The organism is Agaricicola taiwanensis, assembly GCF_014635245.1.
In the GTDB taxonomy this organism is placed as follows: Bacteria; Pseudomonadota; Alphaproteobacteria; order Rhizobiales; family Methylopilaceae; genus Agaricicola; species Agaricicola taiwanensis.
Map to the genome: position 1 here is coordinate 17,041 of NZ_BMCP01000006.1, position 24,650 is coordinate 41,690.

Genomic DNA, 24,650 nt, shown 5'->3' on the forward strand with positions numbered 1-24,650 from the left:
ACTACCTCGCTTGATCGCCGGGAACTTGGGAGAGCCGCCACCCAATGTCCAGCCGGTGCGCCACTGCGCGGCGCGATGCCGCGCCCGCATCGTTCGGTCTCAGGCGGGTGCCGCTACAGAACGCCGTGTCCCGACAAAAGCTGCGAGAAACACCAGCGCCAGCAGCACGACGATGGTGGGCGCCGGTGCGCTGTCGATGAAGAAGGACAGATAGACCCCGGAAAGCGAGGCGCCAAGTGCGATGGCGACGGCTGTCATGAGCATGGTGCGGAACGTTCGGGTCAAAAGAAACGCGATGGCGCCGGGGGCGATCAGCATGGCGATGGCGAGGATGATGCCGACCGCCTTGAGCGCGCCCACCACGGTGAGCGAGATGAGGCACAGAAGGCCGTAATGCAGCAGGCGGACCGACAGGCCGACCGCCCTCGCCTGCGTCGGATCGAAAGCATGCAGCAGCAGGTCACGCCATTTGAGACCGATGGCCGCCACCGTCACGGCAGCGATCAGCGCGGTCTCGCCAATGTCGCGCCAGGACACGCCCAGGATGTCGCCGAACAGGATGTGGTCGAGGTGAACATCCGACTGGACCTTCACGTAAAGCACGAGCCCCAGCCCGAACATGCCGGAGAAGACGATGCCCATGACGGTGTCCTGCTTGATACGGCTGTTCTCCTGCAGGAAGCCGGTGGCCACGGCGCAGAACATGCCGGCGGCAAAGGCGCCCACCGCCAGCGGCAAACCCAAGATGTAGGCAAGCACGATGCCTGGAAAAACCGCGTGGGAGATCGCATCTCCCATGAGTGCCCACCCCTTCAGGACCAGGAAGCATGAGATCAGCGCCGCCGGCACCGCCACCAGCGCCGCGATGATGAGCGCATTGACCATGAAGTCGAACTGGAAAGGCTGCGCAAGGATCGTCAGGGTGTTCATGCCGCCTCCAGGGCTTGAGCCGCGCGGCGTCGCGCGGCGAGCATGCCGTGCTTGGGAGCCAGCACGAAGGCGGCGAGGAAGATCAGCGTCTGCAGCACCACGATGATGCCGCCGGTCGCGCCATCGAGGAAATAGCTGATGTAGGCGCCGGTGCAGCCCGTGCCCGCCCCGATCACGACGGCGATCACCAGCAAGCGAGAGAAGCGGTCTGTCAGGAGGTAGGCCGTGGCACCTGGGGTCACCACCATGCAGATGACCAGGAAGGCGCCCACTGTCTGCATGGCCGCCACCGTGCAGGCCGAAAGCAGCGTGAAGAACATGACCTTGAGCCATGTGGTGCGCAGGCCAATCGACCGTGCATGCGTCTCGTCGAAGAAGGTGACCATGAGGTCGCGCCACTTCAGTGTGAGCAGCGCCAGCGAGACGAAGCCGATCACGGCAAGCTGCAGCGTATCCTCCGGCGTGATGCTGAGAATGTTGCCCAGCACGATGGTCTGTATGTTCACCGAGGTGGGCGACAGCGACACCATGAAGAGGCCGATGCCGAAGAAGGACGAGAAGATCAGGCCGATGATGGCGTCTTCCTTCAGCTTGGTGCGCTGGTTGAGGAACAGCATGGCCGCGGCAGCAAGACCGCCGGAACAGAAGGCGCCGAGCGAGAACGGCAGGCCCAGCATATAGGCCCCCGCTACGCCAGGCACGATGGAATGGGAAAGCGCGTCGCCGATCAGCGACCACCCCTTCAGCATCAGGTAGCACGACAGGAAAGCGCAGACGCCGCCAACGAGGGCGGACACCCAGATCGCCGAGATCATGTAGTTGTAGGTGAAGGGCTGCAGCAGGAGCTCGGCCATCACTCCGGCCTCTCGTCATCCGCCTCGCGGCGGCGTGCCGTCGCGCGGCCCTCGTGAATGACCAGCGGTCGCTCATCGTCGCTGAACACGCCAAAGGGCTGTGCAGGCCCACCGGCTTGGTCGTGAAGTATGACGTGCCGCAGAACACCTCCGAAGGCCTTTTCAAGGTTCGCCTGCGTGAAGGTCTCCTCGATCGGGCCATAGGCCAGCACCGTGCCTTTGACGAGGACGCAGCGATCGCAGAACTCCGGCACGCTGCCCAGGTTGTGAGTGGAGACGAACATCACCCGCCCCTCGTCCCGGAGATCACGTAAGAGCGCGATGATCTGGTCTTCCGTCTTCACGTCGACACCGGTGAAGGGCTCGTCCAGCAGGATCACCTGGCTGTCCTGCGCCAGGGCGCGGGCGAGGAAGACGCGCTTCTTCTGCCCGCCTGAGAGTTCGCCGATCTGCCGCTTGCGAAAGCCCGCCATGTCGACCCGTGCGAGCGCCGCCTCGACCGCCTTACGATCCGCGGCTTTCGGACGCCGCGTGAAGCCCATGTGGCCGTAGCGGCCCATCATCACCACGTCTTCCACCAGAATGGGGAAGTTCCAGTCCACATCCTCGCTCTGCGGCACATAGGCGACCAGGTTGCGCTTCAGCGCCTCCTTCACCGGCATGCCAAGAAGGTTGATGCTCCCGCGCGCCAGCCGGACGAAGCCCATGATCGCCTTGAAGAGGGTGGATTTGCCCGCACCGTTGACGCCGACAAGAGCTGTAATGGTGCCGCGCGGCACCTCGAAGGTCACGTCGTGCAGCGCCGTCAGGCCGCTTCTGTAGGTGACCGTCGCCTGCTTCACACAGATGCCACCGGCCGGATCGGCGGCTTGGTCGATGTCGGCGCGAGCGGGCTGGATGTTCATTCCTTCAGTCCCTCTGCAATGCGGCTGCTGGTGACGCGCAGCAGGTCGAGATAGGTGGGCACCTCACCCGACGCGTCTGTCAGCGAGTCCACATAGAGAATGCCGCCATAGCGGGCGTCGGTATCGCGGGTTACCTGCTTTGCCGGATCGGGCGAGACGGTGCTCTCCGAAAAAATCACGGGAATGTTGTGCTTGCGGACGGCGTCGATGACCTCACGCACCTGCTGCGGTGTGCCCTGCTGATCCGCATTGATGGGCCACAGATAGAGCTCCTTGAGCTGGAAATCGCGTGCGAGATAGGAAAAGGCCCCCTCGCTCGTCACCAGCCAGCGCCGTTCCTCCGGTACCTCCGCCAAGGCGCTCCGGATGGGCTCAATGGTGGCGCGGATCTTCTCCTTATAGGCTTCCGCATTGGCCCGGTAGGTCTCGGCATTGGCAGGATCATATTTGGCGAAGGCGTCGCGGATGTTGTCGACATAGATCATGCCCGCCGCCGGCGACATCCAGGCATGGGGGTTCGGTTTGCCCTGATAGGGACCGGACCCGATGCCCATGGGTTCAACGCCGTTGGAGACCACGACGCTGGGAACATCCTCGAGGTTCTGGAAGAAGCGCTCGAACCAGAGCTCCAGGTTGAGGCCGTTCCAGAGGATCAGCTGCGCGCCCTGCGCCCGCTGAAGATCGCCCGGCGTCGGCTGGTAGTTATGGATCTCCGCACCCGGCTTGGTGATTGACTCCACCACCGCCGCATCCCCTGCAACATTCCGCGCGATGTCGGCAATCACCGTGAAGGTGGTGACAGCCTTGAACTTTTCCTGTGAGGCGGCGGGAAGAGCGCCGTAGACTGAGCCGATAACGAGAGTGACGGCCGCGCCGAGAACACGGCACCGGGAGAACTGGAACATGACGACCCTTGTTGAGAGTGACTTGCAAGAAGAATGTGCAGCCTCTCCAGGATTTTTGCAACTAGGAATTATTCGCAATAAGGGAATGCGTCAGTAGCGGTGTTGTTCCGCGTTGACCACCCCGCCGCGGCGCCTACTCAGCCGCCTCAGCCAAGGGCGTCACTGGCGGATTGCGGAACTGCGCCAGCAGTGCCTTCTTCTCCGCCTCGGCCTTGGCGACGTTCTGCGCCTTCACGGGGCCAAAGCCACGGATCTTGTCGGGAAGGCTGGCCAGCGCCACGGCGATGGAATGGTTCGCCGGTGTCAGGCCGCTCATCAGATCGTCCAGCAAGGCTTCATAGTCAGCTACAAGTCGCCGCTCGACCCGGCGCTCATGGCCATAGCCGAAGACATCCAGCGGTGTGCCGCGCAGATGACGGAAGCGGGCGAGCGCCCTAAAGGCAGACATCATCCAAGGCCCGAACTGCCGCTTCTTCGGTCGGCCGCTGTGCGGGTCGTTCCGCGACAGCACCGGCGGCGCGAGATGGAACTCAAGCTGGTAGCCGGGTTCGAAGGTGTCCTCCAGCTGGCGCTCGAAGGCGCCATTGGTGTAGAGCCGCGCCACCTCATATTCGTCCTTATAGGCCATCAGCTTGAACAGGTAGCGCGCCGCGGCTTCCGCCAGCCCTTCGGCGCCGACGGCCTGTTCGACCTCCCTCAGACGATCAATGCGGCGCGCATATCTGCGGGCGTAGCGCTTGCTCTGGTAGTCGGTGAGGAATCGGACGCGCTTGGCGACGACGTCGTCAAGGCTTTGCATCGCCGGCATAGCATGCGCATCGCCCCCCACAAGTGCCTCCACCTCGGCCATGTCGACCGCGGCCCGGCGCCCCCAGCGAAAGGCGGCAACGTTCATGGCAACCGCTTCGCCGTTGAGACCGATAGCCTTCTCCAAGGCTTCTGCCGAGAGCGGCAGCCCGCCCTTCTGCCAGGCGAGACCCAGGAGGAACATATTGGCGGCCACGGCACTGCCAAAGAGCTGGGTGGCGAGCCGGGTGGAATCCACGAAACTCACCCTGTTTGCCCCCGCGACCTCAGTGATGGAGCGCTTCAGCTTCTCGCCCGGCAGCGAATAATAGGCATCGCGGGCAAACGTGCCGGGATAGGTCTCGTGGGTATTGACGGTCACCAGCGTGCGGTCGGGCTTGATCGCGGACAGCACCTTCTTGTTGCCCGCCACCACGATGTCGCAGCCCAGCACCAGATCAGCCGCGCCCGCTTCCACGCGGATGGCATGGATGTCGGTGGGTGAGCGGGCAAGACGCACATGGCTGTAGACGGCACCACCCTTCTGCGCGAGGCCGGCCATGTCGATCATGCCGCAGCCCTTGCCTTCCAGATGCGCGGCCATGCCGAGAATGGCGCCTACCGTTACCACGCCGGTTCCGCCGACGCCGGTGACGATCACCGACCAGGGCCGCTCGTCGAGTTCAGGCAGATCAGGCTCCGGCAGGTCGGCGACCGCCACCTCGCCCGATGAGACCCCCGCCTTCTTCTTCAGCTTTCCGCCATGGACGGACACGAAGCTGGGGCAAAAGCCCTTGAGGCAGGAGTAATCCTTATTGCAGGCGGTCTGGTCGATCTGGCGCTTGCGGCCGAACTCCGTCTCAACGGGCTGGATCGCCACGCAGTTGGACTGCACGCCGCAGTCGCCGCAGCCTTCGCAGACAAGCTCGTTGATGAGGATGCGCGTATCCGGATCGGGATAGTCGCCCCTCTTGCGACGACGGCGCTTCTCCGCCGCGCAGGTCTGGTCGTAGATCACCGCCGTCACGCCTGGCACCTCGGCAAGCCGCTTCTGCACCGTCATCAGTTCATCGCGGTGATGCACCCTCGTGCCTTTGGGCCAGTCGGTATCATCAGGATATTTCTCCGGATCGTCGGTCACCACCGCCAGCGCCGCCACACCTTCCGCGGCGACAATGCGCGCGATGCGGTCCGGCGTGAGACCGCCCTCATTGGGCTGGCCGCCCGTCATGGCCACCGCATCGTTGAAGAGGATCTTGTAGGTGATGTTGGTCTTGGCGGCGATGGCCGCGCGGATGGCCAGCACGCCGGAATGGTTGAAGGTGCCGTCACCGAGGTTTTGGAAGACGTGGTTGCGCGTGGAGAACGGCGCCTCACCGACCCAGTTGACGCCCTCCCCGCCCATCTGGGTGAAGCCTTCGGTGTCGCGGTCCATCCACTGCACCATGTAATGGCAGCCGATGCCGGCATAGGCACGCTCGCCCTCCGGCACCTTGGTGGAGGAATTGTGGGGGCAGCCGGCGCAGAAGTACGGCACGCGCACGGCGACATCCTGCGTGGTGGCGAGAACCCGCTGCACCTCTCGAAGGTGATGGAGCCGGCCGCGCAGCTCTTCGCTGTCGTGATAGCGCAGAATGCGTTCGCCCAACGCGATGGCGACGTCGTTAGGATCAAGCGCGCCTTTCACCGGAAACAGCCAGTGGCCCTCCTCGTCTTTCTTGCCGATGACGACGGGCTGGGTCGGCCTTCTGTAAAGCTCCTCGCGGACCTGCACCTCGATCAGTGAGCGCTTCTCCTCGATCACCATGACAAGGTCGAGATCCCGGGCAAAATCATAGAGCGCCTTCGTCTGCATCGGCCAGGGACAGCCGATCTTCCAGATCCTGAGGCCGAGGTTGTTGGCCGCCACCTCGTCGATGCCGAGATCGTCGAGCGCCTGCCTGAGGTCGAGATAGCTCTTGCCCACGGCCGCGATCCCGATCCTGGGGCGACGGCCACCATGCGTGATGATGCGGTTGATGGGGTTGGCCTCCAGGAAGGCCATCATGGCGTCGCGTTTGAACTCCTGAAGCCGCGCCTCCTGCGCCAGCGGCGTGTCGAAGGGGCGGATATTGAGGCCGCCCTCAGGCATGGCGAACTCGGGAAGCGCGATGTTGATCCGATCGACGCGCCCATCCACGACAGCCGTGCTCTCGACGGTGTCCTTCAGGCATTTGATGCCGACCCAGACGCCGGCAAAGCGCGACATGGCCCAGCCATAGAGGCCGAAATCGAGGATCTCCTGCACGCCGGCTGGCGCCAGCACGGGGATCATCACATCGACGAAATGGAAGTCGGATTGATGGGCGGTGGTGGAGCTTTCGCAGGTGTGATCGTCGCCCATCAGCGCGATGACGCCGCCGAATTTCGAGGAACCGGCGAGATTGGCGTGGCGGAGCACATCGCCGGAGCGGTCGACGCCGGGTCCCTTGCCGTACCACATGCCGAAGACGCCGTCGTAGCGCCCCTCGCCCCGCATCTCCGCCTGCTGCGAGCCCCAGACGGCGGTGGCAGCCAAATCTTCATTGAGGCCCGGCTGGATCAGGATGTTCTGAGGTTCCAGCACTTTGCGGGCCTTCATGAACTGAAGGTCGAGCCCGCCCAGCGGCGATCCGCGATAGCCGCTGATATAACCTGCGGTGTTGAGGCCGGCGCGTCGGTCGCGCTCGCGCTGCATCAGGGTCAGACGCACCGCCGCCTGATAGCCCGTTACGAAGATCTCGTCCTTTGTCAGGTCGTACTTGTCATCGAGATTGACATCACGCAGGTGCGAATTGGATTCGCCCATGCTGGCCTCCTCCTCTGAACCTACGCTCCCTTTACGGAAGTCTTTTAGGTAAGGAATGCTGACACTCAGCCACCTTTAAGTCAAATCACGCTTAAAGGACCAAGATCTCGTTGCCGTTTCTGGAACAGATCCAGTTTAGAAACGCGCCGGAGATGTGAAGGTTTCCGCGTGGTGGAGGTCAGATGCGGAAAGCGCTTCGCCGCTGATCAGACCATCCCGCGCGCGGCCAGCATGCCGGCGAGCAACAGCCCGCCAAAGACCACCATGGCAAGGCCTGCCACGACCTCCAGTCCGCGCACGGCAACAAGGCCGTTGCCACCGCCCGCAAGCCGAAGCGCCGTGCTTTTCGCCATGACGGACAGGATGGCGATGGCAGAAACCGTGATGGCGGTCCCGAGTGCCATGGCGAAGGTCGCCACCACGCCCGCCCAGAGGATGCCTTGCGACAGTGCGAAGACAAGGACAACGATGGCACCGGTGCACGGGCGAAGGCCGATGGCGAGCACCGCCGCCATGGCACGCCGCCAGTCGAACGGCCCCTTCAGCGTCTCAGGATCGGGCATGTGGCTGTGATGATCGCAGCCAGGTCCGCAATCATGGGCCACGGCCTGTCCTTTCAGCGCGGCGATGAAGCCCCGCCCCTTGCGCCAGACCAGCATCACGCCCAGCAAGGCGATGGCCGCATAGCTGCCCGCCTCCAGCCAATAGGCCGTGACACCAAGCGCCTGCGCACCGGCGCCCAGTACGGCCGAGAGCACCAGCACCAGCGCCACGGCGGTCACTGCCTGCGCCAGGGCTGAGGCAAAGGAGATCATGATGCCGCGCCGTAAAGCCTCGCCGCTGGCAACCAGATAGGAGGCGATCACCACCTTGCCGTGGCCGGGGCCGGCAGCATGAAAGACGCCATAGGCAAAGCCGAGCGCGCTCAGAAGCAGGAGCGCCGATCCATCTTCGCGCACCCGCGACAGTGTCGAGGACAATGCCTGATAGAATTCCGCCTGCTTGGCCGCGATGAAACCGGCGAGGCCGGGCCCGGGATCAACGAAGGCGCCATCGGGGCGGATGACACCGAGCGCGCCAAGGCCGCGCGATTGAGGACCTGCGGCGCGCGCCGCTCCAGGAGCGCGATCCTCGATCTTCTCCCGAGGCTCGGGCGCCTTGGCCTGGTTGAGGGCCTGATCCGCCGGCTCCGATGACAAGAGCGGCGGCGCGGCCACGGCAACGTCGCCGGGACATTTCACCGTGATGGCGTTGGAGAAATCCTGGTCGAACGGGCCGCCCTGGCTCTCAAGCTCGGTGAAGAACTCTTCCGGCACCTGCCCGTTGCCGCCAAGCACTTCGGGCGGTGGACCCTTGGTCTCGAGCGCGCAGCCCTGAGGCGCGTTCTCCATGGTCACCGGCGTGCCCGCTGCGAAGGTGAATGCGACGAAGTAGGTGGGATCATAAACCTCCACCCTCAGCGGCCCGGGCGTTGCCTCATCAGGCTGCTCCACCGGCAGCGTGAAGTGGAGGGTCAGAGCCTTGCCATCGTGGGTCAGATAGTAATCCACCGGCCGCTCGAGCTTGACCTCTTCTCCACCGGCGGAGACGAAGGTGAAGTAATCGAATTCCGCGAGCGAGGTGACGTTGACCTCGGCGAGGTCTTTCAGTTCCTCCCGATCGAATGTGCCGTCGTTGTTGGTGTCGAGCCCCTGCACGGCGAAGGACGAGAACATCTCATCGAACGTCCAGGCGTGCCTGATCCTCTCCGGGTGACCGTCCCCGTCGTAGACCACGGCGGAGGTCACGCTGGTCCAGACATGCGGATGGGCGTGGCTCGTGCTTGTCGCGACGAGCAGCAGAGAGGCGGCGATGGCGAGGCGGCTGAGCAAGGTCACGGGCGCGATGTCTCCCCTTCAACTTGGGCGGCAGCAAGGCCGGTGATTCGTGTCGCCAGAGTATCAGCCTTTGAAGCGAAATCGCTTCACCAGCCGGAAGGTCGCCCCATCCTTGGGCTCCATGAAGACCGCGACGCTTTCGACCTTCATCGGCTCCGCTCCCATCTCGCGCTCATAAAGTGCGTGCAGCTGGCGGGCGACCGGCTCCACCGCGTCTTCCGGCAGAGCGCCTGTCAACGTCATGTGAAACTGGAAATCCTGAAAGACATAAGGATAGCCCCAGCGCCTCAGATGCGCGTGCTCGCTGGGGCTCAGGGGCGCCGCCAGACGTTTCGCCAGCGCCTCGGCAGTCAGCGGCGCACGGAAGTGATCGAAGGCACGCACGCAGTCAGCCGCCAACAGCTCAAGCTCCTTCGCATCCTCGGCGGGGATCAAAGCGACGAAACGGCCAAGCGCCGCCACTTTCAGGCGTGGAAGGCGAAAGGTCGTGCGTCCGGCGGCGAAGTCTGCCACCGCTAAATCAAGCTCGGCCTCCGCACGGTCCTCAGCCAGTGCAAACGGCGCCTTCAACGTGGCGTGAAAACCATAGCGCCGGGGTGATGCTGTCCATTCGGTCCAGGTACCGGCATCGATGCCATCAGGCATAAGCGGCGCGACAGCCTCTCCCGTTTCCGGATCGCGGCCCAGCACCCGGCAGCCGAAGCGCCAGAGGTCTGTCTTCCGCTCCGGCGCGTAGTAAACCGCATAGCGCATGTCAGAACACCTGCCGCCCAGCGCGCCAGACCCCGCGCACCACCGGCGTCTCTCCCGCAAAACGCACGCGCAGCACATCCGCCGCAAGACCGGGTGACAGCCGCCCGCGGTCGGAAAGCCCCAGCATATCGGCGACGCGCCAGGTGACGAGAGCGAAGGCCTCATGCAGGGAAAGCCCGACAGTCCCAGCCAGACGAGGGATCGCCTGCAGCAGCGCCGACGGTACATAGTCCGACGACAGAGCGTCGATGAGACCGGCACGGGCAAGTTCCCCGATGGACACGCCGCCGGTATGCGAGCCTCCACGCACCACATTCGGCGCGCCGCCCACGGGGGCAAGGCCCAGGGCTCTGGCGGCGCGGGCCGCCTCCACTGTGGTGGGGAATTCGGAGATCGTGCAGCCGAGAGCTTCCGCATCCGCCACGTGCTCCGGCAGGGTATCGTCGTGGCTTGCGAGCGGGACGCCCTTGTCCCGCAGCAGTGCGGCCACTGGCCCGATATTGCTGGCGACGGCTTCCTGGCTGCGCGCGATGCGGCCGGCGATCATGGCATCCGCTTCGGCCTCCGAGCGCCCATCGGACATGATGAAGGCCTTGAAATGGTCGACGTTGCGCCACTGCCGCTCGCCCGGCGTATGGTTCATCAGCGAGGCGAACCGCACCAGCGGCCGGTCCACATGTGCTTCCAGGATCTGCGGCAGTCGCCAGTCGGTCAATTCACAGCGCAGATGGATCCGGTGATCGATGCGGAACAGCCGTTCGGCAACGCCGCGTTCCACGGCATCGACCATGTCGGCGAAGATCTCGCGACGATAGTCGTTTTCTTCGTCGAACCCGCCGGCACAGAGCGCGTCATAGACCGTGGTCACCCCCGCCGCCACCATCTGCGCATCATGCGCCAGCGCCGCCGCCAGCGGGTTCGGCCAGAACACCCGGGGACGCGGCATGAAATGCTTTTCAAGATTGTCGGTGTGGCATTCGATGAGGCCGGGAGAAACGAAATCCCCCTCCATATCGATCGCGCCAGGAACGGCAGTGGGTGCGCGCGACACATCCGTGATGCCGTCGAATCCGAAGGCGATCGTGCCCTGGACCACCTCCTCTTCGAGGACGAGCCGCGCGTTGGTGAGAATGACTGTCATGATCGCGGGATGTGCCACGTTTCGAGGCGGCGTGCAAAAGCCAATGAGCCGTGCCGCGTCAGAAGGTGGGCCGGCTATGGAGCCCCAGAGCATCGGCCAACGCGCTGGCAAGCTTCACCATCAGGTCCGTTGCTGCCGGGTGACATTCTTTCCCGTCGAGCGCTATCACTGGCATCAGCAGCCTAACGCTGTTGGTCAGAAAGATGGCATCCGCTTTCATCAGCCGATCCAGGCCGAAGGCTTCCTCCACGACGGCCAGTCCCATGTCCCGGGCCGCCGAGAGCGTGAAGCCGCGCATGATGCCATCGAGGATGCCGACGGAGGTTGGCGGCGTGGTCAGGTGGCGGTTTTCAAGAATGAAGATGTTGGCGGCGCTGGCGCAGGCGACATTGCCGTCCGAGGACAGGATCAGCGCGTCATCGGCGCCGTTCTGGCGGGCCTCGCCAAGCGCCAGCACATTGTCGAGATAGGCCAGCGATTTGATGCGCGACAATGGCGAGGTTGCGTTGCGCCGGATCGAGCTGACCGCCAGCCGCACCTGCGAAAAGGCCATGCCCTCGCTCCAGGGAGAACGGCTTGCGAAGATGGTCGGCACCGCATCCTTCGGCGGGGGAAGTCCTCGCGCGCCGGCTCCGCGGGTGACGGTGACACGAAGGGTCGCCGCTCCGGGCGCTGCTGCCACGAGGTCGCGGACCGCCTGTTCCGGCACGCGGCGATCACAGGCTATGCCGAGCGTGGCGCAGCCGCGCGTCAACCGGTCCAGATGCTCATCAAGCAGGAAGGCTCGTCCGCCCGTCACCAGCAGGGTTTCGAAGACACCGTCCGCCAGCAACAGCCCCCGGTCCGAAAGGTTGAACGGCACCTCCATGTCCGTGCTGATTTTTCCGCGATACCAGAGCAAGGTCAGACCCTTTCGTCGGCGATGGACAGGAAATTGCGGAACAGCGCATGGCCATGGCTGCTCAGCACCGATTCCGGATGGAACTGGACGCCGAAGGTCATGCCATTGCTGTGCTCCATGGCCATGATCTCGCCTTCGGGCGAGCGCGCGGTCACCGTCAGGGGCAGTTCACGCTTCTCGTCCAGCTCCACGATGAGCGAGTGATAACGGCCGGCGGCGAGCGGGTTGGGCAACCCTTCAAAGAGACCTCTGCCCTCGTGGCGCACCATGGAGGCGCGGCCGTGCATGGGCTCCCGGGCGCGAACGACGCGGCCGCCAAATGCCTCGCCGATGCACTGATGGCCAAGGCAGACGCCCAGCAGAGGTTTTTGCCCGTTCAGCTCGGCGATCAGCGGCAGGCAGATGCCCGCTTCGCCAGGACCGCAGGGCCCGGGGGACAGCACCACGGCATCAGGATCAAGAGCCATGACACCGGCGACATCGATCCGGTCGTTGCGCACGACCTTCACCTCGCGTCCCAATTCAACGAGATAGCGTGCAACGTTGAAAACAAAGGAATCATAATTGTCGATGATGAGGATCATGACGGTGCCTCGAAGGCCCGGAATATCCGCTCGGCCTTGTTCAGCGTCTCCTGATATTCAAGCTCCGGATCCGACAGCGCGGTCACGCCCCCGCCCGCCTGGAACGAGGCCTGACCGTCCTGAAACAGCACCGTGCGGATGGCGATGTTGGTGTCGCTCTCGCCGTTGAAGCCGAAATAGCCGATAGCGCCGCAATAGATGCCGCGCTGTTCCTGCTCGATATCAGAGATGATCTCCATGGCTCTGATCTTCGGCGCGCCGGTGATGGAACCGCCGGGAAAGGCCGCGCCCATGAGATCGGCCACGCCGAACCCCGGTTGCAGCCGCCCGGTCACCACGGAGACCAGGTGGTGCACACCGGCATAGGTTTCCAGCGCACAGAGCTCCGGCGTCATCACCGTTCCCGGAAGGCACACCCGTGAGAGGTCGTTGCGCAGGAGATCGACGATCATGAGGTTTTCGGCGCGGTCTTTCTCCGATCGCCGCAGTGCCGTTGCGTGGGCCTCATCCTCCGACGGATCGGACGCACGAGGGGCGGTGCCCTTGATGGGCCGCGTCTCGACCTCCTCGCCGCTGACCCGCAGGAAGCGCTCCGGCGAACTCGATGCGATCGCCATGTCGCCGCGATCGATGAAGGCTGAAAAAGGCGCGGCATTGATCTGCCGCAGCCGTTTGTAGAAGGCCCAGGCGTCGAAGCCTTCGGGCAGAGTTGCCGTGAAGCGCTGCGAGATATTCGCCTGATAGATGTCGCCGGCAAGGATTGCTTCGATCGCCTCACCGACCGCGCATGCATAGCTCTCCCGGGTGAACGTCGAGCGCCATGCCTCGCGTTCGATGGCGGGCAGCTCGCCCTCTGGAACCGGCGTGGCACGAAGAGCCCGCTCGATCTCCTCTGCCCGCTCCACCGCCCGCGCCTGCCGCCGCGCGCCATCGGCTTCAGGCAAACCCGTGGAGACGATCCACGCCCGCTTCTCCAAATGATCGAAGGCGCAGAGGGCGTCGAAGAACAGGAGCTCCGCTTGCGGCATCGCTCCCTGCCGCGGAGTGCGCGCTGCCGGCAGTTGTTCGAGAAGACCGCCGAACTCATAGGAGAGATAGCCGATGGCGCCGCCCTGGAACGGCGGAAGGCCTTCGATGATCGGCTGGCCGAAGAGCCCGAGCCTGCGAGAGACGGCATCGAGCGGCGCCTCATCGATGGCCGCACCGTTCCAGGAGACCTCGCCACCGCTCACCTTGAGGACGCCATAGGGATCTGCCGCCACATAGGAATAGCGGCCGAGCCTATCATGGAACATGGCGCTGTCGAGAAAGCACAGCCCGCCCTTCCCCCGCAGCCGGCCCGCGGCCTCGACGGGGTCGATCCATGGAATGCTTCGCACGATCGTTAGGGTCTGCGGCATCATCGCCCTGGCTGAGGAACCTGCGGCACGCACGCACCGCGCTGACGTCTCAGGCGCTATAGAGGCAAACGGCACATTGCGGAAGGTGGGTGTGGCTTGATGCTTCGAGACGATCGCTGCGCGATCTCCTCAGCATGAGGGTTGTGGGTGCGGCACCTTCTGAAAACGGTCTGCCAAAACCAACGGCCTCATCCTGAGGAGGCCCGAAGGGCCGTCTCGAAGGATAAGCCACACCAAAGCCTTACCCTAGCTCCACCCAGACAGGTGCATGATCACTCGCCTTTTCCCAACCGCGCACCTCGCGGTCCACGCCGGCGGCGATTAGGCGCGGTGCAAGCTCAGGGCTCAACAGGACATGGTCCAGACGCAACCCCGCGTTCCGCCCCCACGCGTTCCGGAAGTAGTCCCAGAAGGTGTAGATCCGCTCATCCGGGTGAAGCGCCCTCACCGCGTCGGTCCAGCCTTGCGCGACGAGCGCATGGAAGGCCTGCCGCACTTCCGGGCGGAAAAGGGCATCATCCCGCCAGCGTTCGGGCTTGTAGACATCCAGATCGGTGGGCATGACGTTGTAGTCGCCCACCAGCGCCACCGGCACCTCAAGCGTGAGCAACTCGGCAGCGTAGGCCGTGAGGCGCTTGAACCAGTCCAGCTTATAGTCGAACTTCGCGCCCGGCGCCGGGTTGCCGTTGGGCAGGTAAAGGCAGCCGATCAGCACGCCCTGAACGGCCGCCTCGATGTAGCGGCTGTGGCTGTCGCCAGGATTGCCCGGCAGGCCCCGCCGCGTCTCGATCGGCTCGGTGCCGCGGGCCAGAATGGCAACGCCGTTCCAGCTCTTCTGGCCATGCCAGATGGCGCCATAGCCCGCATCGTTGATTTCTCTGATCGGGAACTTTTCCTGCGCCGCCTTCAGCTCCTGAAGGCAAACAACATCCGGATCGGCCTCCGCCAGCCAGCGCAGCAGCGCCGAAAGCCGCCCGTTGACGCCGTTGACGTTGAAGCTCGCGATCTTCATGAGCACTCAACGCTTGCGCGCGTATGGGTCGATGTCATCGCGCAGCTTTCGCGTTGATGACCAGACCACCACTGCCACCGACAGGAGGATGCCCGACACCAGGCCGCCGACGGCCAGAAGGCCTGCCGGTGTGCTGTCGGCTTCCGCCCGCAGAGCGACCGGGCCCACCTTCAATTCCACCGCCGCATGTGAGCGATCCCGCATGACGCCTGTCGGAGCTTCCTTATAATCATTCTTTGTCTTGTGAGCCAAGGGACCAACCTCCTGATCCAGAAGCTCTTTCCCGCGGTGCGGGTTCCCGGCCGCTATTCCGCCTCCACGGCGTAGCACAGCAGCACGACGCCATGATCCAGCAGCTCGCATGTCTTGAACGCGAGCTTCACCTTGCCGGCGAGTCCTTCGTCGCCGGCATCAACGATGCCTTCGATGTTCAGCCGGGCGTCCAGCGCAGGCGCAACGAGAACACGGAATTCATCCACGAGGCCCGCCGCGAAGAAGCTGCCGTTGATGCGCCTGCCGCCCTCCAGCAGGAGACGACGGATGCCAAGTTCCTGCGCGAGGAGATCGAGTGTTGCCGCAAGGCCGATCTCGTTGCTGTCGGACACGATGTACGACACGCCGTCGCCGACCAGTTCCGCCAGATGGCTATCAGGCACATTGGCGCCGAGCAGCACCACCACATGGTCGCCGCCGATATTGTCGCTCCTGAAGTGCAGCTTGCCCGAACGGTCGAGCGCGATCGCATAGCCATCGGCGTCACGCCTGGCGAAATGATGCGGCCGCGAGACCGGGCGGTGGCTTGCCGGGGGATGGGGCTCACCCTTGCTCATCTCTGCCATGGTGACGCGCCCCACGATCCACGCGTCCCCCTCAAGCTCGCTGTGAAGCTTCTCATAAAGCTTCGACCAGCTCGATTTGTCGCCGTCGGGGCTTTCGGTAAACTTACTGGGATGCAGGCGACCGTCGATGGAACTTTCCATGAGGCACATGATGGTGGGCTTCATGAGCTTATCTTTTCCTCCACGGGACCCGCTGGGACGGCGATTGCCAGGATGCTCGGCAACAAAAATGTGTCGCCCGATGGCAAACGCTGGATGCGGGGGAAGGTTCGGCTGGCCGCTGCTGATGCCTTCATCCAAGGCTGCTTCGGCTGCACGGATGCTTGAAACAGAGAGACGGATGGACACAGGTCCGTCTGCAACGAAAGAACACGAGAACTCGTTCCTAGGATAGTCACGACAAAAACTAGCGACCTAGAAGATCCGGAGAATCTATACACTTCTGTAAGCGAGAGCCTGCGATCATTACACTTGATATTTCCTATAACCCGATATAAATCAAGGTGAAGTCACACCTTAATTTCAGGTGAAACCATCCCAATGTCGGATTTTTTCATGCCAAGTCCAGTTCGTTTGCAAAATACGCTATTAGGCCTAGACTACAGTTCTAGCGGGATAAGTATTCCGGAGGACGCCTTCGATAAGGTAGTTCGCCCCCTCTTGTATCCTAAGATGGACCCGGACGAAAAAGTTCCTGCCTTTGATCGCTACGTAGAGTTTGAGTCTGTAGGTTTCGGTGGCATCCAATTCGTCTACAGGAACGATCAGGGGGAAGAGGTCAGGAGATCAGTCACCATTACGTCGCCCCAATTCAAGCAGATCCAGCGGGATATGGATCTGTTCAACCTCGTCAAGGCGGGTGAGAAAGCGGGCTACGAACTGATCAACGGGCTGGACCCCAACGCGAACCTGCTGGACGCCATCTATGTGGAGCCGGATTTTCTGGCTGACGCCGAGGGCAAGGCGCTAGCCATCGAATACACGGACGGTGAGGGTCTTCGCCGCAAAGGCTTCGTTCACGCGGACATCAACAAGGAAGACTTCGAGCGGGTAAAAACCGGAAAAGAACGCAAGCAACTGATCATCGATAATGCTTCGGAAGGATATTCGCTGATCAGGTGGGACAAAGACCTTCCCTCGTTCGCTCAGTACACCAATTTCAGCGATCCGGGCGAGCAAAAACGCGGAGGCGATGATGGCATCGCCTTCGAGTACATCGACAAGAACGGCAAGCTGAAGAAGGGCCTCGTCCTGAGAAGCGTTGACGAGGAACTCTTCAAGAAGGTTGAGGCTGACCGGGAGCTCTTCAGGAGCCAGAAGAACTGGCTCGATCAACAAAACGCCGGTCTTGACTCGAGCGACCCCAGGTTCGTCACGGTGGCCGCGCCGGGCAACTACTGGAAGAAGGTCGTTGTCGACGGCAACGTGACATACGAGAAGACTGATTCATATGAGGTCGACCAGATCGCCTGGATGGAGGTGGAAGCTGTGCCTGAGCTGGGCGAGGATGTCCTGCTGGTCACCACCTATGACAGCGATCGCCGCGATAACGTCGTCCGTCGCCAGCTCGTTCATCGCGAGGACATCGGAGATGAAAAGTTCAATCGGCTTCAAGACGATATGAACCACAGCAGGTACGTGAACTTCTTCCAGAGCAGAGGCACCCGGCCGCCGTCGAGCACTCACCCGGAAAGGAACATTCGGGTTTGGACAAAAGACAAGTTCAAGTCGTCCGAGCTTGGCGACGTTTCGCGGGTCGTAACGGACTTTATAGACAAAGGCTTCGTGCTGCTCGAGTTCAATGATTCCGGCAGCGGCCCCTATGTCGGGCAGACGATCCTGATCAGCGAGAACGAGACTCCGGAAGCCTTTGATATCGCCCGGAAGTTCGCACTCGGTGATGATCGGACAAAGATAAACCTTCTCTCCCTTGAGGATGGCGAAGACTGGATCAAGCTGCGCGACAACAGGGAGTTTTCCGACGAGTAGCCGGTTTCATGAGTCCTGATGTGATCTGATATGAGGAGCGGCACCTTGGGTGCCACTCCTTGCGGCCGTTCAAGGAGCGCGGCGCACCCGCTTGTTGGCTCCACGATCTTTCAGATCTGCTTCCGATACACACTCGGCGGCATGCCGAAGTGGCTGCGGAACTCGCGCGAGAAATGCGCGGTGTCGGCAAATCCGCAGTCCAGCGCGATCTGCGTGATGCTCTCCAGCTTGTTTTCGATCATCCAGCGTCCGTAGTTCAGCCGCATGATCCGGTGGTGCCGCGCCGGCGTCGTGCCCAGTGCCGCGTGGAAGGCCCGTTCCAGCTGGCGCACGCTGACGCCGACATAGCGCGCCACCGCCGGCAATGTCGGCGGGTGGTCGAGCTGCTGTTCCATGAAATGCACCGCCTTGCGCACACGCGGGTCGGTCACATCGGCAAGATCGTCGCGGAAATGCGCCTGCGGCAGGCTCGGCGCGCGGATCCCCGTCAGCATCATGTGGCGGACCGCCTGCTGCGCGCGATCGCGGCCGCAGTGGCGCGCGATGAGATAGAGCCCGAGATCGATGGCGGCGGTCGACCCCGCACAGGTGAGGATATCGCCCTCATCGACGAACAGCCGGTCCGTCACCGTCTCCACATCGGGAAACTGCGCCTCGAAAGCATCCTGCACGTTCCAATGGATGCAGACCTGACGGCCGGTGGCGAGGCCAGCCCGGGCGATGGCGAAGGTGCCGGTGCAGATGCCCAGCAGCCGCACCCCCGCCGCATGCGCGCGGCGCAGGTAATCGCTGCGCGCCGGCACCGGCCGCTCGTCGCGATAGTCGTTGCCGCCACAGACCGCGATATAGTCGAACTCCTCGGGCGCGATGACATCAGGGGTGCCCGCCACTTTCAGTCCGCAGCTTGCGGTACGGCTTTCGGCACCCGGCGTCATGATGGCCCAGGAGGCGTGGATCTGCCGGCTTTCGCCGCCGTCGTCGGCCGCCAGCCGCAGGCTGTCGATCAGCCCGCCGAAGGCTGCCAGCGTGAACTTATCGAGCAGCAGGAAACCTACCCTGAGCGGCGGCCGCGACGCTTCCGGCTTGGCCATATCTGGCGTCTCCCTCGTTTCAGCCCAACTTTGTCGGATATCTTCAAGTTGGTGGCAACAGCCTTCAAGCCACCTGCCGGTGCAATTGCGAGCCTTGCCTGAACAATAAGCACGAGGGGAATGTCATGAAGTCTCTGTCACTTCTTCTGTCTGCATCCGTTGCGGCCCTGACGCTCGTAAGCTCAGGCGCATCCGCACAGGACAAAAACCTCACTGTCGCCTGGTATGGCGGCAACTGGGGCGACGCCTTCCAGGCCTGTGTCGCGGAACCCTTCACCAAGGAGACCGGCATCAAGGTGACCGCCGAGATCGGCACCTCGACCACCACGCTCGCCAAGCTGCAGCAGCAGGCCTCCGCCCCCACCATCGATGTCGCCTATATGGATGGCGGCATCAGCGAGCTTGCCCAAGAGGCCGGCGTTCTCGCACCGATCGATCTTTCAAAGATGCCGAACGCCGCCAATCTCTCCGAAAAGGCCGCCTACAAGGCCGGCAATGATGTCTTCGCCATCTCCGGCGGCTATTATTCGCTCGGCCTGACCTACAACACCAAGGAGATCGAGGAAGCCCCCACCTCCTGGGAAGCGCTGTGGGATGAGGACTACGCGGGCGCGGTGACCATTCCCTCGCCCAGCAATTCCGCCGGCATCCCTTTCATCTTCTTCCTCAACAAGATGCTCGGCGGCACGCCCGCCGACATGTCGGCCACCTTCGCCAAGCTGAAGGAACTCGACGCCAACATGTTCTTTGACAGCTCCGGCGCGGCAAGCAATGCCTTCCAGTCGGGCGAGGTCATCATCGGCGCGCACTTCAACGTCGGCGCCTGGGCCCTGGCCGATGCCGGCCTGCCCATCGGCTTCACCGTGCCGAAGGAAGGTGTCTGGGCCACCGATGCGCGCCTGCATCTTGTGAAGGGCTCGAAAAACAGCGAGGCGGCGGAGAAGTTCCTCAACACCGCCATGAGCGCCGAGGCGGGCCAATGCCTCGCCGCCAAGCTCTACCTCGGACCTGCCGTGAAGAACGTGGAACTGACGCCTGAGGTCAGCCGCAAGCTGCCGTGGGGCGAAAAGGGTTCGGTGGACGACCTGCTGCTGTTCGACTGGAACGAGGTCAACGCCAAGCGGTCTGAACTGACCGAGACCTGGAACCGCGAAGTCGCGCGTTGAGCGGCAGGCGTTAGATCCATGGTTCTCCTTGCTGTCGATAATGTCTCCAAGAGCTTTGGCAAGCACCAGGCGCTTCGGGACGTGAGCCTGACGATCGAACCGGGAGAGTTCGTCTCGCTGCTGGGCCCTTCGGGCTGCGGCAAGACGACTCTCCTCAGGATGATCGCCGGTTTCCTTCAGGTAAATCGGGGAACCATCACCATCGAGGGGCAGGACATCACGCACCTGCCCCCGCACAAACGGCCGCTCAACACGGTCTTCCAGAACTACGCCCTCTTCCCGCACCTGAGCGTGCTGGAGAACGTGGCCTACGGGCCCCGGCGGGCGGGCGTCTCCAAGGCCGAAGCGGCCAGCCGCGCGCGTGAAGCCCTGGACCTCGTGGGACTTAGCGACTTCTCGTCCCGCTATCCGCGCCAGATGTCAGGCGGGCAGCAGCAGCGCGTGGCGCTTGCCCGCGCCATCGTCAACAAGCCGAAGCTTCTGCTTCTGGACGAGCCCCTGAGCGCGCTCGACCTGCAATTGCGCAAGCGCATGCAGATCGAGCTGAAAGAGATCCAGGAGAAGATCGGCGTCGCCTTCGTCTTCGTCACCCATGACCAGGAAGAGGCCATGGCCATGTCCGACCGGATCGCCGTCATGAGCGGCGGCCGCATCGAACAGGTCGACATTGCCACCAACGTCTATGCCCGGCCCGCCACGCGCTTCGTGGCCGATTTCATCGGCGAGGCAAGCCTTCTTCCCGTGGAGCGGCAGACGCTGCGCGTGCTGCCCGAGGGCAGCACGGGTGACGCCATGGCCGTGGTCCGCCCCGAACACGTCAGCGTCCTCGCAAGCCCGCCCGCGGTTCGCGACGGCCAGCTCACGCTCGACGGCCGCATCGAGACCATCGTCGGCATCGGCGGCGCGACCACCATCTATGTGCGTGCCGAAGGCCACCTCATCCTGGCGCGCCGTCTGGGCCTCGCCGGCTCCGATCTTTCGGAAGGCCAGCCCGTCACGGTCGCCTTCGACCGCGAGGCGGTCCACCTCATCGACGGCGCGGCGTCATGAGCACCTCGCGCATCGCGGTCCTGGGCCTCGTCGCGCTGCCGGCGGCCTTCTTCGCCGCCTTCTTCCTCGTACCGCTGGCAACCGTGCTCATCGCCAGCATCATGAAGGACGGCAGCCTCACAGCCGCCAACTACACCCGCATCCTCTTCGACACCTACCATTGGGAAGTACTGGCGACGACCTTCCGGCTCGGCCTTCTCACCACCGTGATCTGTATCCTGCTGGGCTATCCGCTGGCCTGGTATCTGGTGCGCATGGTGCGCTGGAAGGCCTGGCGGCGCATCTGCGTCATCCTGCTCATCCTGCCGCTCTTTACATCAAACATCGTGCGCTCCTTCGGCTGGATGGTGCTGCTCGGCCGCAACGGCCTCGTCAACGAGAGCATGGAAGGCCTTGGCCTCATCGAACGGCCCATCCGCTTTCTCGGCACCGAGACCGGCATCCTGATCGGTCTCGTCTACATCCTGCTGCCCTTCGTGGTGCTGACCATCGGCAACGCACTGGCACGGGTCGACCGTTCGGTCGAGCACGCCTCCGCCGATCTTGGTGCAAGCCCGGCCTCGACCTTCTGGCATGTGACCTTTCCCCTGAGCATCCCGGGCGTGGTCTCGGGCGCCATCATGGTCTTCGCTCTCGCCGTCAGCGCCTATGTGACTCCTGCCCTCCTCTCCGGCGGCCGCGTCACCGTGCTCGCCATGCTGATCTTCCAGCAATATTCCAGCGTCTTCGATTTCAACTACGGCGGCGCGCTGGCCATCACGCTTCTTGCCTTCACCCTGGCGATGATCGCGGCGGCCTCGCTTGTTTCGCGGCTGGGAGCGCGCTGAGCCATGGCGATCCGTGTCCTCGTCCGCCTCGTCTCGCTCCTCACCATGGCCTTCCTGGTGCTGCCGCTGGTGGTGATCATCGGCGCCTCGCTGACCACGAGCAAATTCCTCGCCTTCCCGCCGGAGGGACTGACGCTGCGCTGGTATGAAGTCGTCATTTCCGACCCGACCTATGTCGCCTCCTTCGTCACCAGCACCCTCCTGGCGGCAGCGGCGACCCTGGTGGCGCTGCTGCTGGCCCTGCCGGCCGCCATCGCCATTGCCCGCTTCGACTTTCCGGGCAAGGCGACCTTCTCCGGCATTCTGCTGTCGCCGCTCGTCCTGCCGCATCTGGTGCTGGGCGCGGCCCTCCTGCAGTTCGGCGCGCCGCTCGGCCTCACCCGCAACTTCACCGCGCTGCTGGTGGGCCATGTGGTCATCATCACGCCCTTCATCCTGCGCACCGTGCTGCCGCTCCTCACACAGGATCAGCGCTCGCTGGAGGAAGCCTCGCGCGATCTCGGCGCCGGGCCATTCGAAACCTTCTTCCTGGTGACGCTGCCGCAGATCCGCTCCGGCGTCGTCTCCGGCGCGATCTTCGCCTTCATCACCTCCTTCATCAATGTGGAGCTCTCGATCTTCAACACGACGGGCGAGCTCAACACCATCCCCGTCCAGCTCTTCAACTACGTGCAGTATTCGATCGACCCGTCGATCGCCGCCGTCTCGGCCGCGACCATCCTTGCCGCCGTCGCCGCCATCATCGTCATCGACCTCACAATCGGCCTCGACTTCCTCTCAGACAACGACTGACAGGCCTGACCCCAGGAGCAATGCCATGCGCATTCAGGATACTTTCGACGTCATCTACACCCACACCGAGGGCGAACCGCTCTGCATCATCCACTCCGGCATCCCCTATCCCGCCGGCTCCTCCATCCTGGAAAAGCGCCAGTTCCTGGAGGAAAACTACGACTGGCTGCGCAAGGCGCTGATGCGCGAGCCGCGCGGCCACACCGACATGTTCGGCGTGTTCCTCACGCCTCCGTCGAGCCCGGACTATGACGCCGGCCTGATCTACATCGACGGCACGGAATATTCCCACATGTGCGGCCATGGCACGATCGCGGTGGCCATGGCCATGGTGACCCATGGTTTCGTGCGCCGCAGCGACAGCGGCATCACCAAGATCCGGTTCGAGACCACCGCCGGCCTCGTGGTGGCGGAAGTCGCCACCGAAGGCGAGGAGGTTCTCTGGACTCGGTTTGAGAACGTTCCCGCCTATGTGGCTGAACAGGATGTGGAATTCGAGCTTCCGACCTATGGCAAGCTGAAGGCCGATCTCGCCTGGGGCGGCAACTATTTCGGCATCATCGATCTCACCGGTTCCAAGCTCCGCATCTCGCCGGAGAACGGCAGCGAGCTCTCGCGCATGGGCATCATCGCCCGCGAGGAGCTGAAGAAGAAGATGCACGTCCAGCACCCCACCCAGGGCCACATCAACAACCTCAACTTCGTCACCTTCTGGCACGAGCCGACCATCGAGGGCGCCTTCTACAAGAACGTGCATGTCTTCAGCGCCGGCCAGCTCGATCGTTCGCCCGGCGGCACCGGCACCTCGGCCATGATGGCCATGTTCGAGGCACGCGGTAAGCTGAAGCTCAACCAGCCGATCCGCTCCGAAGGCCTTCTCGGCAGCGGCACCTTCGAGGGCTGCCTCATCGGCGAGACCACGCTCGGCAACGTCCGCGCCGTGCGCCCCACCGTGAAGGGCACCGCCGGCCTCCTCGGCACCGCCCGCTGGACCATCGACCGCAAGGACCCCATCGGCGCCGGCTTCCTGGTGCTCTGATCCCCTCTGAGGTCCCCCGGCTGTTCCTCCGCCACAACCGGAGGAACAGCTCCCGGTCATGCGGGGTTTCTCCTTTCGCAAAGCTTGAGGAGGCCCCCGCGTGACCGGACCAAAGCTCGAACATGTCGCAAGGCTCGGCTATGCCGCGCGCGGCGCCGTCTACTGCCTTGTCGGCGGCCTCGCGCTCATGGCGGCCATCGGCTCCGGCGGTGATGCCGGCGGCAATCAAAGCGCCCTCCAAAGCCTCCTCAGCCAGCCCCTGGGTTGGGTACTCCTGGGCATCATCGCCATCGGCCTCGCCTGCCACGCCTTCTGGCGCTTTGTTGAATCCCTCACCGACGCCGACCATCGCGGCACCTCGGCCAAAGCGCTGGCGGTGCGCGGCGCCCATCTCATCAGCGGCGTGGCCTCGGCAGGTCTCGCCATCTCGGCGGCCAGCATGGCCCTGGGCCGCGCCGCCGCCTCCGGTGGCGGCGACAACCAGGCGGCGCAGGACTGGACGGCCTGGCTTCTCTCCCAGCCCTTCGGCCAGATCCTCACCGGCATTGTCGGCGCGGCGGTGATCGCCGCAGGTTTTGTTTTCGTCGGCAAGGGCTGGCGCGGCGATGTCACCAAACACCTGAAGATGACCGACGCCATCTGCCGCTGGGCCGTGCCGCTGGGCCGCCTCGGCTATGCCGCCCGTGGCGTCGTCTTTTTCATCATCGGCGGCTTCCTCATCATGGCCGCCATCCGCGCCAGCTCCGCCGAAGCCAAGGGCCTCGGCGGCGCGCTGGACACGCTGCGCGAGCAGCCCTACGGCTGGGTGCTGCTCGCCCTAACGGCAGCCGGTTTCATCGCCTTCGGCCTCTTCGGCATCGCCCAGGCGCGCTACCGGCATATTGATGCACCTGACGCAGGCGACATGAAGCGCGCGGCGACCCGGCATGTCGGGGCGTTGCGCTCCTGAGGGAAAAGCGGTCGGGCGCTCCGTTCGGCGACA

At 63.8% G+C, this 24,650-nt stretch carries 22 protein-coding genes; 7 read left to right on the forward strand and 15 right to left on the reverse strand.

All coding sequences use genetic code 11. From position 1 onward, the window contains the following. Positions 1-99: 99 nt before the first annotated feature. The 14 genes from IEV58_RS16240 to IEV58_RS16305 form a co-directional block, all read right to left on the reverse strand. Positions 100-930, reverse strand: a complete 831-nt coding sequence (locus IEV58_RS16240) for a metal ABC transporter permease (protein ID WP_188410874.1) — start codon at positions 928-930, stop codon at positions 100-102. Beyond that, positions 927-1,784: a metal ABC transporter permease gene (locus tag IEV58_RS16245; RefSeq protein WP_188410875.1), complete on the reverse strand. Its 858-nt coding sequence runs from the start codon at positions 1,782-1,784 to the stop codon at positions 927-929. The genes IEV58_RS16240 and IEV58_RS16245 overlap by 4 nt, the downstream gene beginning before the upstream one ends. Continuing rightward, positions 1,784-2,689, reverse strand: a complete 906-nt coding sequence (locus IEV58_RS16250; protein WP_188410876.1) for a manganese/iron ABC transporter ATP-binding protein — start codon at positions 2,687-2,689, stop codon at positions 1,784-1,786. Before IEV58_RS16250 ends, IEV58_RS16245 begins: the two co-directional genes overlap by 1 nt. Continuing rightward, the gene (locus IEV58_RS16255) at positions 2,686-3,594 is read right to left on the reverse strand and encodes a metal ABC transporter substrate-binding protein (RefSeq protein WP_188410877.1); all 909 of its coding nucleotides are present in this window, start codon (positions 3,592-3,594) and stop codon (positions 2,686-2,688) included. Before IEV58_RS16255 ends, IEV58_RS16250 begins: the two co-directional genes overlap by 4 nt. A gap of 133 nt (positions 3,595-3,727) precedes the next feature. Beyond that, complete coding sequence (locus IEV58_RS16260; protein WP_188410878.1) at positions 3,728-7,207, reverse strand: indolepyruvate ferredoxin oxidoreductase family protein; 3,480 nt, start codon at positions 7,205-7,207, stop codon at positions 3,728-3,730. Between the two features lie 206 nt (positions 7,208-7,413). Then, positions 7,414-9,084, reverse strand: a complete 1,671-nt coding sequence (locus IEV58_RS16265) for a HoxN/HupN/NixA family nickel/cobalt transporter (protein WP_188410879.1) — start codon at positions 9,082-9,084, stop codon at positions 7,414-7,416. A 63-nt stretch (positions 9,085-9,147) separates the two neighbouring features. Continuing rightward, on the reverse strand, positions 9,148-9,837 hold the full coding sequence (locus IEV58_RS16270) for a DUF1045 domain-containing protein (protein ID WP_188410880.1): 690 nt from the start codon (positions 9,835-9,837) through the stop codon (positions 9,148-9,150). Between the two features lies 1 nt (position 9,838). Next, on the reverse strand, positions 9,839-10,978 hold the full coding sequence (locus IEV58_RS16275; protein ID WP_188410881.1) for an alpha-D-ribose 1-methylphosphonate 5-triphosphate diphosphatase: 1,140 nt from the start codon (positions 10,976-10,978) through the stop codon (positions 9,839-9,841). A 58-nt stretch (positions 10,979-11,036) separates the two neighbouring features. Beyond that, positions 11,037-11,840, reverse strand: coding sequence for an aminotransferase class IV (locus tag IEV58_RS16280; RefSeq protein ID WP_229729531.1), 804 nt, complete (start codon positions 11,838-11,840; stop codon positions 11,037-11,039). A gap of 41 nt (positions 11,841-11,881) precedes the next feature. Next, positions 11,882-12,463: an anthranilate synthase component II gene (locus tag IEV58_RS16285; RefSeq protein ID WP_188410883.1), complete on the reverse strand. Its 582-nt coding sequence runs from the start codon at positions 12,461-12,463 to the stop codon at positions 11,882-11,884. Beyond that, a complete protein-coding gene (gene pabB, locus IEV58_RS16290) occupies positions 12,460-13,866 on the reverse strand; it encodes an aminodeoxychorismate synthase component I (protein ID WP_229729532.1) in 1,407 nt (468 codons plus the stop codon). Before pabB ends, IEV58_RS16285 begins: the two co-directional genes overlap by 4 nt. Positions 13,867-14,104: 238 nt before the next feature. Continuing rightward, complete coding sequence (gene xth / locus IEV58_RS16295) at positions 14,105-14,875, reverse strand: exodeoxyribonuclease III (RefSeq protein ID WP_188410885.1); 771 nt, start codon at positions 14,873-14,875, stop codon at positions 14,105-14,107. A gap of 6 nt (positions 14,876-14,881) precedes the next feature. Beyond that, a complete protein-coding gene (locus tag IEV58_RS16300) occupies positions 14,882-15,127 on the reverse strand; it encodes a hypothetical protein (RefSeq protein WP_229729534.1) in 246 nt (81 codons plus the stop codon). A 53-nt stretch (positions 15,128-15,180) separates the two neighbouring features. Next, positions 15,181-15,879: a RibD family protein gene (locus IEV58_RS16305; RefSeq protein WP_188410886.1), complete on the reverse strand. Its 699-nt coding sequence runs from the start codon at positions 15,877-15,879 to the stop codon at positions 15,181-15,183. Positions 15,880-16,269: 390 nt separating this feature from the next. On the opposite strand from IEV58_RS16305, the gene IEV58_RS16310 reads away from it, so the two are divergent. After that, on the forward strand, positions 16,270-17,703 hold the full coding sequence (locus IEV58_RS16310) for a hypothetical protein (RefSeq protein ID WP_229729537.1): 1,434 nt from the start codon (positions 16,270-16,272) through the stop codon (positions 17,701-17,703). 110 nt (positions 17,704-17,813) lie between these two features. On the opposite strand, the gene IEV58_RS16315 is transcribed toward IEV58_RS16310, so the two are convergent. After that, positions 17,814-18,794: a GlxA family transcriptional regulator gene (locus IEV58_RS16315; RefSeq protein WP_188410888.1), complete on the reverse strand. Its 981-nt coding sequence runs from the start codon at positions 18,792-18,794 to the stop codon at positions 17,814-17,816. A 125-nt stretch (positions 18,795-18,919) separates the two neighbouring features. Between IEV58_RS16315 and IEV58_RS16320 the strand changes: the two genes are divergently transcribed. From IEV58_RS16320 to IEV58_RS16345, 6 genes are all read left to right on the forward strand, one after another. Continuing rightward, entirely contained in the window at positions 18,920-19,960 is a 1,041-nt protein-coding gene (locus IEV58_RS16320; protein WP_188410889.1) for an ABC transporter substrate-binding protein, read from the forward strand. 18 nt (positions 19,961-19,978) lie between these two features. Further along, positions 19,979-21,010 (forward strand): ABC transporter ATP-binding protein, encoded by a 1,032-nt coding sequence (locus IEV58_RS16325; protein ID WP_188410890.1) that lies wholly within the window; start codon positions 19,979-19,981, stop codon positions 21,008-21,010. Next, a complete protein-coding gene (locus IEV58_RS16330; protein ID WP_188410891.1) occupies positions 21,007-21,837 on the forward strand; it encodes an ABC transporter permease in 831 nt (276 codons plus the stop codon). Before IEV58_RS16325 ends, IEV58_RS16330 begins: the two co-directional genes overlap by 4 nt. Before the next feature lie 3 nt (positions 21,838-21,840). Further along, positions 21,841-22,629 carry an ABC transporter permease gene (locus IEV58_RS16335; RefSeq protein ID WP_188410892.1) on the forward strand — a complete coding sequence of 263 codons (789 nt, stop codon included), beginning with the start codon at positions 21,841-21,843 and terminating at the stop codon, positions 22,627-22,629. 25 nt (positions 22,630-22,654) lie between these two features. Continuing rightward, the gene (locus IEV58_RS16340) at positions 22,655-23,668 is read left to right on the forward strand and encodes a proline racemase family protein (RefSeq protein ID WP_188410893.1); all 1,014 of its coding nucleotides are present in this window, start codon (positions 22,655-22,657) and stop codon (positions 23,666-23,668) included. 100 nt (positions 23,669-23,768) lie between these two features. After that, positions 23,769-24,617 carry a DUF1206 domain-containing protein gene (locus IEV58_RS16345; protein ID WP_229729539.1) on the forward strand — a complete coding sequence of 283 codons (849 nt, stop codon included), beginning with the start codon at positions 23,769-23,771 and terminating at the stop codon, positions 24,615-24,617. Positions 24,618-24,650 lie beyond the last annotated feature (33 nt).

What these genes read in the sequence shown, in the direction of transcription:
- IEV58_RS16315 (WP_188410888.1), bottom strand. Translation starts at nt 18,794, where the DNA reads ATGGCCAAGCCGGAAGCGTCGCGGCCGCCGCTCAGGGTAGGTTTCCTG.
- IEV58_RS16250 (WP_188410876.1), bottom strand. Translation starts at nt 2,689, where the DNA reads ATGAACATCCAGCCCGCTCGCGCCGACATCGACCAAGCCGCCGATCCG.
- IEV58_RS16320 (WP_188410889.1), top strand. Translation starts at nt 18,920, where the DNA reads ATGAAGTCTCTGTCACTTCTTCTGTCTGCATCCGTTGCGGCCCTGACG.
- IEV58_RS16275 (WP_188410881.1), bottom strand. Translation starts at nt 10,978, where the DNA reads ATGACAGTCATTCTCACCAACGCGCGGCTCGTCCTCGAAGAGGAGGTG.
- IEV58_RS16330 (WP_188410891.1), top strand. Translation starts at nt 21,007, where the DNA reads ATGAGCACCTCGCGCATCGCGGTCCTGGGCCTCGTCGCGCTGCCGGCG.
- IEV58_RS16285 (WP_188410883.1), bottom strand. Translation starts at nt 12,463, where the DNA reads ATGATCCTCATCATCGACAATTATGATTCCTTTGTTTTCAACGTTGCA.
- IEV58_RS16255 (WP_188410877.1), bottom strand. Translation starts at nt 3,594, where the DNA reads ATGTTCCAGTTCTCCCGGTGCCGTGTTCTCGGCGCGGCCGTCACTCTC.
- IEV58_RS16305 (WP_188410886.1), bottom strand. Translation starts at nt 15,879, where the DNA reads ATGAAGCCCACCATCATGTGCCTCATGGAAAGTTCCATCGACGGTCGC.
- IEV58_RS16240 (WP_188410874.1), bottom strand. Translation starts at nt 930, where the DNA reads ATGAACACCCTGACGATCCTTGCGCAGCCTTTCCAGTTCGACTTCATG.
- pabB (WP_229729532.1), bottom strand. Translation starts at nt 13,866, where the DNA reads ATGATGCCGCAGACCCTAACGATCGTGCGAAGCATTCCATGGATCGAC.
- xth (WP_188410885.1), bottom strand. Translation starts at nt 14,875, where the DNA reads ATGAAGATCGCGAGCTTCAACGTCAACGGCGTCAACGGGCGGCTTTCG.
- IEV58_RS16310 (WP_229729537.1), top strand. Translation starts at nt 16,270, where the DNA reads ATGCCAAGTCCAGTTCGTTTGCAAAATACGCTATTAGGCCTAGACTAC.
- IEV58_RS16335 (WP_188410892.1), top strand. Translation starts at nt 21,841, where the DNA reads ATGGCGATCCGTGTCCTCGTCCGCCTCGTCTCGCTCCTCACCATGGCC.
- IEV58_RS16245 (WP_188410875.1), bottom strand. Translation starts at nt 1,784, where the DNA reads ATGGCCGAGCTCCTGCTGCAGCCCTTCACCTACAACTACATGATCTCG.
- IEV58_RS16270 (WP_188410880.1), bottom strand. Translation starts at nt 9,837, where the DNA reads ATGCGCTATGCGGTTTACTACGCGCCGGAGCGGAAGACAGACCTCTGG.
- IEV58_RS16260 (WP_188410878.1), bottom strand. Translation starts at nt 7,207, where the DNA reads ATGGGCGAATCCAATTCGCACCTGCGTGATGTCAATCTCGATGACAAG.
- IEV58_RS16340 (WP_188410893.1), top strand. Translation starts at nt 22,655, where the DNA reads ATGCGCATTCAGGATACTTTCGACGTCATCTACACCCACACCGAGGGC.
- IEV58_RS16325 (WP_188410890.1), top strand. Translation starts at nt 19,979, where the DNA reads ATGGTTCTCCTTGCTGTCGATAATGTCTCCAAGAGCTTTGGCAAGCAC.